The 10286-nt window shown below is 72.7% G+C and carries 11 protein-coding genes, 1 tRNA gene and 1 pseudogene; 9 read left to right on the top strand and 4 right to left on the bottom strand.

Annotation, left to right across the window (positions count from 1 at the left end):
- The coding region (locus tag DEF28_RS29110; protein WP_147281088.1) for a DUF397 domain-containing protein at positions 1-157 on the bottom strand (157 nt) is incomplete at its 3' end.
- Positions 158-166: 9 nt separating this feature from the next.
- The gene (locus DEF28_RS23200) at positions 167-1021 is read right to left on the bottom strand and encodes a helix-turn-helix domain-containing protein (protein WP_114397956.1); all 855 of its coding nucleotides are present in this window, start codon (positions 1019-1021) and stop codon (positions 167-169) included.
- Positions 1022-1188: 167 nt separating this feature from the next.
- Here DEF28_RS23200 and DEF28_RS23195 point away from each other — a divergent pair, with 167 nt between their 5' ends.
- The 3 genes and pseudogenes from DEF28_RS23195 to DEF28_RS28150 form a co-directional block, all read left to right on the top strand.
- Positions 1189-1542, top strand: a complete 354-nt coding sequence (locus tag DEF28_RS23195; RefSeq protein ID WP_147280122.1) for a hypothetical protein — start codon at positions 1189-1191, stop codon at positions 1540-1542.
- Entirely contained in the window at positions 1539-2024 is a 486-nt protein-coding gene (locus DEF28_RS23190) for an ATP-binding protein (RefSeq protein ID WP_114397958.1), read from the top strand. Before DEF28_RS23195 ends, DEF28_RS23190 begins: the two co-directional genes overlap by 4 nt.
- Positions 2025-2361: 337 nt before the next feature.
- Positions 2362-2583, top strand: a pseudogene (locus DEF28_RS28150) (formylglycine-generating enzyme family protein); the annotation flags it as partial.
- A gap of 20 nt (positions 2584-2603) precedes the next feature.
- Here the strand turns inward: DEF28_RS28150 and DEF28_RS23180 are convergent.
- Positions 2604-3179 carry a DUF1697 domain-containing protein gene (locus DEF28_RS23180; RefSeq protein ID WP_233515496.1) on the bottom strand — a complete coding sequence of 192 codons (576 nt, stop codon included), beginning with the start codon at positions 3177-3179 and terminating at the stop codon, positions 2604-2606.
- 500 nt (positions 3180-3679) lie between these two features.
- Between DEF28_RS23180 and DEF28_RS23175 the strand changes: the two genes are divergently transcribed.
- The gene (locus DEF28_RS23175; RefSeq protein WP_114397960.1) at positions 3680-4510 is read left to right on the top strand and encodes an alpha/beta fold hydrolase; all 831 of its coding nucleotides are present in this window, start codon (positions 3680-3682) and stop codon (positions 4508-4510) included.
- 172 nt (positions 4511-4682) lie between these two features.
- Positions 4683-4916 (top strand): hypothetical protein, encoded by a 234-nt coding sequence (locus DEF28_RS23170; protein ID WP_147280123.1) that lies wholly within the window; start codon positions 4683-4685, stop codon positions 4914-4916.
- Positions 4917-5401: 485 nt separating this feature from the next.
- Here the strand turns inward: DEF28_RS23170 and DEF28_RS23165 are convergent.
- A tRNA-Arg gene (locus DEF28_RS23165) sits at positions 5402-5473 on the bottom strand.
- 106 nt (positions 5474-5579) lie between these two features.
- Between DEF28_RS23165 and DEF28_RS23160 the strand changes: the two genes are divergently transcribed.
- The 4 genes from DEF28_RS23160 to DEF28_RS23145 all read left to right on the top strand — a co-directional run bounded on the left by DEF28_RS23160 (position 5580) and on the right by DEF28_RS23145 (position 10277).
- Positions 5580-5966 (top strand): response regulator transcription factor, encoded by a 387-nt coding sequence (locus DEF28_RS23160; protein ID WP_233515495.1) that lies wholly within the window; start codon positions 5580-5582, stop codon positions 5964-5966.
- Between the two features lie 2 nt (positions 5967-5968).
- Positions 5969-7330, top strand: a complete 1362-nt coding sequence (locus tag DEF28_RS23155; protein WP_114397962.1) for a DALR anticodon-binding domain-containing protein — start codon at positions 5969-5971, stop codon at positions 7328-7330.
- 97 nt (positions 7331-7427) lie between these two features.
- The gene (gene lysA / locus DEF28_RS23150; RefSeq protein ID WP_114397963.1) at positions 7428-8822 is read left to right on the top strand and encodes a diaminopimelate decarboxylase; all 1395 of its coding nucleotides are present in this window, start codon (positions 7428-7430) and stop codon (positions 8820-8822) included.
- Between the two features lie 162 nt (positions 8823-8984).
- A complete protein-coding gene (locus DEF28_RS23145) occupies positions 8985-10277 on the top strand; it encodes a homoserine dehydrogenase (protein ID WP_114397964.1) in 1293 nt (430 codons plus the stop codon).
- Positions 10278-10286 lie beyond the last annotated feature (9 nt).

The raw sequence follows: 10286 nt of genomic DNA, 5'->3' as shown, positions 1-10286 counted from the left end.
TCTTGGAGTCGCGGAGGGCGACGGCGGGGGAGAGGTGGGCGTATTCGACGCAGGCCCCGTTTCCGCTGCTGTAGCTGGAGGTGGACCAGGTGGCGCTCGTGCACTCGACGCAGTCTTCGCCTTGCGCGGTGCTATAGGAACTCTTCCGCCAACGCATCTGTCCTCATTAACGTAGTTGTTCGATCCGATCGCGCATGAAGAGCGTTGACTCGCTTGGCGAGATCGCTGCTCCGCTCACATGTTGAAACAACAGGTTATAGCGGGCAATCTGCTCCCTCTTCTCCAGGAGGAGTCTTTCGGTCGGTGTGTCAAGGTAGACGACCGAAGAGTCCTGCTCATTGGGGAAATCCAAGATGACGAACTGGCCGCCAAGGCCAGCGTGCGCCCCGAACGAGTTCAAGATGATCTGAATGTTGACGTTCGGTTGCTCGTTGGCGTCAACTAGAGCCTTCAACTGCTCCGCCATGACTCCGGAGTCACCGATCATCCGGTACAGCACCGCTTCCTCGATGATGGCCCAGAACTGAGGCGCGTCCTCGCGTTGACGCAGAACCGCCTGGCGAGCCAGCCTGGCCTGCACTCGACGTTCCACCTCGGTCGCGTCGTACATGCGGGCACCGACCATGAGCGCCTGCGCGTACGCGGCGGTCTGCAGCAGTCCGGGGATGACCACCGGCTGATAGCTCCGAATGGTCGATGCCTCCGCTTCCAAGCCTACGAAGGCTCCCTCACCGAAGACATCTCGATACTCGGTCCACCAGCCCTTTTGGCGTGAGGACCGAGCGAGATCTAGAAGCGCTTCCTGGTGCTGCCCCGAGACCTTGTAGAGATTGAGCAGGTCACGAAGAGCACTGATGTCGGGACGCGTCCACTGGTTAGCTTCCCACCGGTTGAGCCGACCCTTGCTCCACCCCAGCTTCAGCGATGCCTGTTCGGCGGTGTAACCGGCCTGTTCCCTCAGCCTCCGGAGTTCTGCGGCGAGACGGCGACGCCGGACGCTGGGGCTTCGAAGACTCGTCACTGAGGCACCCCTTCCTTGGTTGTGCGGCGCAGTGCTAACCAGAACGTCAGCCTAGCGTCACTTAGCAGATTGCAACTTCGGGGTTGAAACTTCGGGAGTCAACCTCCAATATGGAGGATACATCACTCACCGTAATCACGAGTGGCTGACCGTAAAAGGAGTGCAGTATGTCCGATTTCAAGGCCGATATTCGATCGCTCGCCCCACGACAAGCAAAGCGGCATCTGTTGACATCCCTTGCCCAGCGACTTCAACGGCATGATGTCCGAGCCTTGCTCTCGGTCCCTCATGAACAAGCGCCGATCCTCTACGTCGCCGCGCACGGCCGTCGCGTCGCCGTGGTCGCCGCCCAATCCCCCACCGGCTGGGTGTTCCTCTGGCCCGGCGCCCAGGTCCCGGCCGACGACGTCGCATCCGCCGCCCGCCAACTCGCCGCGTTCGCCCAGCCCCAGCCCCGCCCCTGGGCCGACCGGCAGGCGCACCGGCCGCACCGGCCGCGCCTGAGGGCGGTGGCCGCATGACGAACGCGCCGATCTTCGCGATCAACACCGAACACGTCCTGCCCGGCACCACAAGCGGCGTCCGCCAGGCCCGCGCCGTCACCACCGGCACCCTCACCGGCCACTACACCGCCGACCTGGTCGACACCGCCCAGCTCTGCGTCTCCGAAGCGGTCACCAACGCGCTGCGCCACACCCACTCCGGCGACCCCGGCGGCACCGTGATCCTGCGCCTGTACACCCTCGCCCTCGGCGCGTCCCTCTACATCGACGTCGAAGACCAAGGACCCCTCAAACCCGGCGACCGCCCCCGCATCAGCGAACGAGCGGCCGACCCGTTCAGCGAACACGGCCGCGGCCTCTACCTCATCCACGAACTCACCCGCTACTGGATGTACATCTCCGGCGGTGACGGGCGCGGCTGCCTCTGCCTCACCCTCGACACCACGACCGGCCGAACTCCCGCGATGAACGACGACCTCGACCCCCAGGCGACCGCATGAGAGAACCCTCAAGACCGGCATCCGAGAACCGCACACGCCGGAGACCCCGCCCCACCGATCACCACGCCACCGGCCCTGTCCCACCCCCACCGCCCCGGGACAGGGCCGGACCCATGTCCGGCGTTCATCTGTCCGGTCTTCATCCAGGTGGTCTCGCCCGGCGGCGCCCGAGTCGTGGGAATTGGCCGTCGCTAGGATGGCCGGTCATGGACGCCAGCGCCGGGATCGGGATGGTCGCCGTTCCACCGGGCCGGGTGACCCTGTCGGACCGGCGGACGCGGCATAGCTGGCCGGTCGAGGTGGCGCCCTGTGCGATGTCGGCGTACCCGGTCACGCTGGCGGCCGTCGGCCCAATCCGTGGGGGCTGTACGACATGCTCGGCAACGTCTGGGACTGGTGCTGGGACGTCTACGACGCCGAGGTGTACGGCGAGTACCGGGTGCTCCGCAGCGGCGGGTGGTTCGATGAGCACTGGAGCTGCCGGGCCTCGGTGCGGCGGCGCAGTCATCCGTCCCTGCGGATCGATGACGTGGGATTCCGCGTCGTGCGTTCCAGGTGAGGGGCGGCGGGGGAGCGCGGTCAGCCGGTGGGCGGGCGGTGGTCCACCCCCTCGGCCAGGGCCAGCAGCCTGGTGACGGTGTTCCAGTTCCGCACCGTGCCGGGCGCCGCGAGGTGCCGGCCGAGGACGGCGGGCATCTTGGCGCGGCCGAGGCCGTTCGGGAAGTACATGTACAGCTCGCGCTCCCCGGCCACCAGTTCCTCGGGGGCGAAGGCGGCGTGGTCCATGGCGGCCAGCCGGTCCCGGTCTACGGGAGTGTTGAGGAACGACACCGCGCACTTGGCCGGGTCGCGGACCTCGAACGGCAGCCGCTCCACGACCTGGCGCAGGTCGGCGCTGGTGCGCACCATGACGGTGACCGTCAGGCCCAGCTCGGCGGCTATCCGCGCCTCGATGTCGGCACCGATCGCGGTGGCTGGCCGCTCCGGCGCGGTGAACACGGCGTTCCCGCTCTGCAGCAACGTCGCGACGTGGGTGTGGCCGAGCCCCGCGAGCAGTGCCCGCAGGTCGGCCATCCGCACCTTCCGGTGCCCGCCGACGTTGATTCCGCGCAGCAGCGCGACGTACCTGGCCATGGTGCCCCCGTCTCCCGTCAAGCAGGGTCAGGGTAGCCCGCCGGACCGACACCGCCCCGCCCGGCGCCGGCCGTGGACCGTACCCGCGGCCGCCGCCGCTCCCGGCCTCGGCCGGGCGTCCGGACCACGGCGGCGGGTCGCCGCCCTCGATGTGGTGCCGTCCGGCGGCACCGCGGGTCAGGCGAGCGGTGTTTCCCGTGCGGCTTCCCCTCCGCCTCTGACGTTGACGCTGATGAACACGGTGGCGTCTTCGTCCCAGTCGTCGTTGATGGGGAGGCTCTCGCCCGCGGCCAGCGTCTCGGTCCACTGGGGCCGGATGTGTCCGTCGTCCTCCTCGACGCCGCTCCGGCGAAGATGGCGTCTTCCAGCGAGTGGCCGTTGCCGGGCCCGGTGCGTGTCGGGAACCGGCCAGGTCCGGCCCGGTGTCCGGCCGTCCGGCGGGCGCACCCAGAGGGGGACGGTGCCACCCCGTGCGTCAACTTTTATTGACGCACGGGCCAAGTCAATGTAAGTTGACCACCATGGTGAGCGAACTCCAAGACAACAGCAAGGGTCCGGCCGCGATGACCGTCGACGTGGGCGGCCACGCGCTCTGCGTACGCATCGTCGGTGCGGGACCGACGGTGGTCCTTGAGGGCGGCGGCTCCGGCCAGGGCGTGGGGGCCTGGGGAGAGGTCCTGGAACAGGCGCTGGCCGAGCGGGCCACCGTGGTGACCTACGACCGCGCCGGTGTCGGCCGGTCCGGTGGGGTGCAGGCCGCTTCCGTGACCGGGATGGCTGACGACCTGCACCGGCTTCTCCGGGTGGTGGGCCTGGAACTGCCCGCGGTGTTCCTGGGCTGGTCCTACGGCGCGCTCGTTACCCAGGTCTACGCGGCCCGTTATCCCGAGGACGTGTCCGGGCTGGTGTTCGTGGACCCGACCGCCGCCGGGAGCCCTCCGGGCTCGGCCCTGGTCCGCCGTCTGTCGTTCCGCGCGGTGCCGCTGCTGCTGCGCCTGCGCGCGCTCTTCGGCGGCCAGGACGCACAGTCGCTCCGTGAGCTGGCCACCACCCTGGCCGGGATGCCGGAGGCCATGAACGAGACCGCCCAGGTGCGGCGGGAAGCGGGGCTGCCGCCCGTGCCCCTCCGCGTCGTCACGGCGGGCAGGCGGCCGCGCATGCCCCGGGCCCAGCTGGAGTACCTGAACGCCGACCACCACGCGCTGGCCGCGCAGTCCCCGCAGGGGCGGCTGGTGGTCGCCGAGCGGGCCGACCACCAGATCCCGTACGAGCAGCCCGAGGCCGTCGTCCAGGCACTCGACGAGGTGCTGGAGTCGGCGCGGCCGGAACCGCGGCAGGACCTGGACACGTGAGCCGGGCGTAGGAGACTTTCGGCCTGGCCTTCGTGGAGGGGCGACAGCCGCTTGCGGAGCGCGCGGGTGGTGCGGCCGGCCTCGGCAGGGGGCTGGCCAGCACGCGGTTTGCCGGGTCGCGCCGTCGGGAAGCATGACCGTGCTCCGCACCCCACCACGAGAGGCGGCAGTGATGGCCCGTCGCGATGAACGGCGTCGCCGAGAGCAGGAGGAGCGCCGCCGCAGGGCCGAGGCGGACCGCCAGGCGGCGTCGCACCTCCACCTGTACACGGAGCCGTCCTCCTCGTCGTCGGGTCCGGACGACTCCTCTGATGGTGGTTCCTCGTCCGGCTCCGACGTGTCGTCGGGCTACGATTCCTCCCCCGGGCCGGAGCCGTCGAGCTCCTACGACGACGACCGCTGGTGACCCAGCGCGGACTCCCGCGGGCGGCTGCGCTGACCGGGTCAGACCGCCCGGTGGGCGTGCCCGCTTCCCCGACGGTGGCGGCGAACCAGGCCGTCCCGAACCGGGGCTCCTCCTGACCCTCCGCCGGGTATCTCCGGGTGTTCTCCCGCGAAGGCGTTGCCGGGGCGCCCGGAGTAGGGCGTCCCCCGGCCAGCCGAGCCGTGGCATCCGCCGGGCCGGTGGGGCCATGACCCCACCGCTGTGGTTCGTGGCGCCTTCCGTCCACCCCGTCCTTGACCTGCGCCTTCTGCGCGGGTAGACGCCGTCAGGACCCGTCGCGGACCATTTCCCCGATCCCCCGGCGCAGCGACTTCGGAGCGATTCCGCGTATATTCCGGGAACGCTGGCAACGGGCGGCTTCCGGCAGCACATGGCTGCCTACATGACGAAACCCGGCACCAAGCCATCATGCCTGGTCAGCCGGGCTTTCGCTGCTCCTCGTGAGGTGCCCCCTGCAGGATTCGAACCTGCGCACACGGCTCCGGAGGCCGTTGCTCTATCCCCTGAGCTAAGGGGGCGCTTCGCGTGAACAACTCTAGCAGGGGTGGCGGGTGCCTTGCGCAGTCGTGGGCGGAGTGGGGATATCGCAGCGGGCGGCGGGGTCGGGGCGCTAGTCTCGCGGCCGTGGGTGATGCGCTGGGTCGGGTACTGGTGGTCGACGACGACGAGGTGATCCGTCAGTTGATCGCCGTCAACCTGCAACTGGAGGGCTTCGAGGTCCATACCGCGGTCGACGGGCAGGACTGCCTGGACCGGGTCGGGGACGTCGGGCCGGACGTCATCACGTTGGACGTCATGATGCCGCGGCTGGACGGCTGGGTCACCGCGTTGCGGCTGCGCGAGGGGCACGGCCGCGGCGCGAAGGTCGTGCTCATCACCGCGCGGGCGCAGGAGGACGACCTGCGGCGCGGCCGGGAGATCGGAGTGGACGCCTACCTCACGAAGCCGTTCGACCCGGCCGAGCTGATCAGGGTCGTGCGGGACCTCGCCGGCGTCGGGTCGGCCGGCTAGGCGTGGACGCAGTCCTCGGGGTGTGGCGGGACGAGGGGGCCACGCCGGCGGGTGTCGAGGCGCTGCTGCGGTCGGCCGCGGCCGCCGCCGCGGGGCTGGCGCTCGAAGCGGTGCCGGCGGCCGAGCCCTACCGGGTGCCCGCCGGCCGGCACGGGGACTACGCCACCGCGCTCGCCCTCCGGCTCGCGCGGGGCACCGGAAGCGCTCCCCGGGCCGTCGCCGCCGCTCTCGCGGCCGAGCTGCGGGCCCGGCCGGAGGTGCTGGACGCCCGGGTCGAGGGCGCCGGCCTCGTCAACCTCGTCGTCGCGGACACGGCCCGCGCCCGCTCGGTGCGGGCGGCCGCGCACGGGATGCGCTACCTGCGCGGACCCGCCGGACGCGGCACCGGCACCGCCGCGCCCGCACACCAGGACGCCGCCGCGGGCGCAACCGCCTCCCCCGCGCCCGCACCGGCGGACGCCACCAGCGCGCATCGCCGGGAGGCCGCCACCGGGCATCGCCCGGCGGACGCCGCCACCGCAGAGCGCCCGGGGGACGCCGAGGCCCGCATCGCGCTGTCCGCGCCGCACGCGGCCGCCGACCTCGCCGAGGCCCGGCGCCTCGCGCGGGCGGACGCCCGGCGCCGGATCGCCCTCGCGCTGGCGCCGGGCGCGGGTGCGGTGCTGGACGCGGCGCCGGTCTGGCCGGTGCCCGCCGTGACCGACCCCGGCACCGGCGACATCACCTGGCGGGACCCGCGGCGGGAGGCGGCCACCGGCTCCGACCCCGAGCGGCTGATCGCCGTGATCGGGGAGGCGGCCGCCCGGATCGCGTTCTGCCGGTCCGCCGCCGAGCACCCGCGCCCCGGCGAGCTGACCGGCCCCGGCCTGCCGGCGCTGCCCGCGCCGGAGCGGCCCGGCGCCTGGGCCCGCCAGACCGACGCCAACCCCGCGTTCGCGGTCCGCTACGCCCACGCGCACGCCGTCCGGTCCCGAAGCTGGATCGCCGACGCCGCCCGCGCCGCCGGCGCGCCCGCGGACGCCCCGCCGGCCGCCGCCGACCGGCCGGCGGCCGTGGCCGTCCTCGCGGCGCCCGCCGCCGCCGCGCTCGTCGGGACGCTGTTCGACGGCCAGGGGTACCTGGCCGGCGCGGGGCGCCGCCGGGAACCGCATATCCTGGTGCGATACCTGGAGGGGCTCGCCGCTGCCTACCATGACTGGCGGGAGACCTGGGGGGCGAGCACGGGAGAGGACACCGGCACCGCGGGCCGCGGTGCCGAGCGGTGGGACGACGCCGCCGCGAGGTCGGAGCTGTGCGCCGCCGCCGCGGCGGTGCTCGCGGCGGGGCTGTCCCTGCTCGGTGTGGCGGCGCCCACAAGGCTGTAGGCCGCCCAGACCGCCGCGCCCGGGTACTCCGTCTCCGACAACGCCGTGTCGCCGCCCCCGGCGGCCCGCGGCCCCGCTGATTCGAGAGTGTGCGCACATGAGCCGTTACGCCCACCCCGCCGGACCGCGTCACGCGGACGTGCTTCCGGAGGAGCACCCGCCGATCCCGCCGCACGACCTCACCGAGCTCGACGCCGACGTGTGGCCGCGTTCGGCCGCGCGCGCGGCCGACGGCGAGCTGACGATCGGGGGCGTCGGTGTGACGGAACTGGCGCGCGAGTACGGCACCCCGCTGTACGTGCTGGACGAGGCCGACTTCCGGGCCCGCGCCCGCGACTACCGCCTCGCCTTCGGTGACGCCGACGCCGACGTCTACTACGCGGGCAAGGCGCTGCTCACCAAGGCCGTCGCGCGGTGGGTGCACGAGGAGGGCCTCAAGCTCGACGTGTGCAGCGGCGGTGAACTCGCTGTCGCGCTCGCCGCGGGGGTGCCGCCCCAGAGCATCGGCCTGCACGGCAACAACAAGTCGGTGGCCGAGCTCGCCCGCGCCGTCGAGGTCGGGGTCGGCCGCGTCATCGTGGACTCGTTCGATGAGATCGACCGCCTGGAGCGCGTCGCCGCCGACCGCGGCCGCGTCGTCGACGTCCTCGTCCGGGTGACCACGGGCGTCGAGGCGCACACCCACGAGTTCGTCGCGACCGCCCACGACGACCAGAAGTTCGGCCTGGCGCTGAGCAGCGGCGCGGCCGCCGAGGCGGTCCGGCGCACGCTGGCCTCCGCGCACCTCGACCTGGTCGGCCTGCACTCCCACATCGGGTCGCAGATCTTCGACACCGCCGGGTTCGAGGTCGCCGCCCGCCGGCTCGCCGAGTTCCTCACCGAGGTGCACGCCGAGCACGGCACCCCCCTGCGGGAACTCGACCTCGGCGGCGGCCTCGGCATCGCCTACGTCACCGGCGACCGGCCCCTGGAGCCCAAGGTCATCGCGGACCGCCTCCTCGGGATCGTCCGGCGCGAGTGCGAGTCGCACGGCCTGCCCATGCCGCGCATCGCCGTCGAACCCGGCCGCGCCATCGCCGGCCCGTGCGGCGTCACGCTGTACGAGGTCGGCACGATCAAGGACGTCGAGGGCATCCGCAGCTATGTCAGCGTCGACGGCGGTATGAGCGACAACATCCGCACCGCGCTGTACGGCGCCGACTACACGTGCGTGCTCGCCTCGCGCGCCAGCGACACCGAGCCCACGCTGTCCCGCCTGGTCGGCAAGCACTGCGAGAGCGGTGACGTGCTGGTCCGCGACCTGTACCTCCCGGGCGACCTGCGGCCCGGCGACCTCGTGGCCGTCGCCGCCACCGGCGCCTACTGCCACTCCATGGCGAGCAACTACAACCACCTGGCCCGTCCAGCCGTGGTCGCGGTGCGCGACGGCGCCGCCCGCACGCTGGTGCGCCGGGAGACCGAGGACGACCTGCTGCGCCGGGACGTAGGCTGACCCTGGCCGTCGTCCGCGCCGTCCGGTCCCGCCCCCGCGGGGCCGGCGCCGCGCGCGGTGCGGCGGCGTGCCCCCGTTCGCGGCCGCCGGGCCCGCGGCGCGGCCGGCGCGGAGCGAGGAGACGGAGCGAAGTATGAGCGAAGAAGTGGGAGTCACCCCCTGATGGCACTCAAGGTGGCGCTGCTGGGCTGCGGTGTAGTCGGCTCGGAAGTGGTGCGGCTGATCAACGACCAGTCCTCCGAACTCGCGGCGCGTGTCGGAACGTCCCTGGAGATCGGAGGCATCGCGGTGCGCCGGCTCGGGCGCGCCCGCGGCACGGGGGTGGATCCGGCGCTGTTCACCACCGACGCCATGGGCCTGGTGACCCGGCCCGACATCGACCTCGTGGTCGAGGTCATCGGCGGCATCGAGCCCGCCCGCTCCCTCATCCTCGCCGCGATCAAGAGCGGCAAGTCCGTGGTGACGGCGAACAAGGCGCTGCTGGCGGAGGACGGCGCGACGATCCACGCCGCCGCCCGCGACGCCGGCGTCGACGTCTACTACGAGGCGAGCGTGGCCGGCGCGATCCCCCTGCTGCGCCCGCTGCGCGACTCGCTGGCCGGCGACCGGGTGCACCGCGTGCTGGGCATCGTCAACGGCACCACCAACTACATCCTCGACCGGATGGACAGCCGGGGCGCGGGCTTCGCGGAGTCCCTGGAGGAGGCGCAGTCCCTCGGCTACGCCGAGGCCGACCCGACCGCTGACGTGGAGGGCTTCGACGCCGCCGCGAAGGCCGCGATCCTCGCCCGCCTGGCGTTCCACACCCGGGTGACCGCGGCCGACGTCCACCGCGAGGGCATCACCGAGGTGTCCGCGGCCGACATCGCCAGCGCCAAGGCCATGGGCTGCGTCGTCAAACTGCTGGCCATCTGCCAGCGCTCCGCCGACGGCACCTCCGTGGGCGTGCGGGTGCACCCCGTGATGCTGCCCCGCCGGCATCCGCTCGCCACGGTCAACGAGGCCTACAACGCCGTCTTCGTGGAGGCCGAGTCGGCCGGCCGGCTGATGTTCTACGGGGCCGGCGCCGGCGGCGCGCCCACCGCGAGCGCGGTGCTCGGCGACCTGGTGGCGGTGGCCCGCAACCGGCTGGCCGGCACCCACGTCGCCGAGGGCGCCCACGACACCGGCCTGCCCGTCCACCCCATGGGCGAGACCGTCACCCGCTACCACGTGGCCCTGGACGTCGCCGACCGGCCGGGCGTGCTGGCCCGGGTCGCCGACGTCTTCGCCGGCCACGGGGTCTCCATCAGGAACGTCCGGCAGGAGGGGTTCGGGGACGACGCCCAGCTCGTCCTCGTCAGCCACCGAGCCCCCGACGCCGCGCTGGCCCGTACCGTGGAGGACCTGCGCGGCCTGGACATGGTGCGGGCCGTCGCCAGTGTCATGCGGGTCGAGTCGTTCGGCCAGGACTGACCGGCCGCC

The organism is Marinitenerispora sediminis (assembly GCF_003336425.1).
GTDB lineage: Bacteria > Actinomycetota > Actinomycetes > Streptosporangiales > Streptosporangiaceae > Marinitenerispora > Marinitenerispora sediminis.
This window is presented reverse-complemented; position numbering and strand designations above follow the sequence as displayed.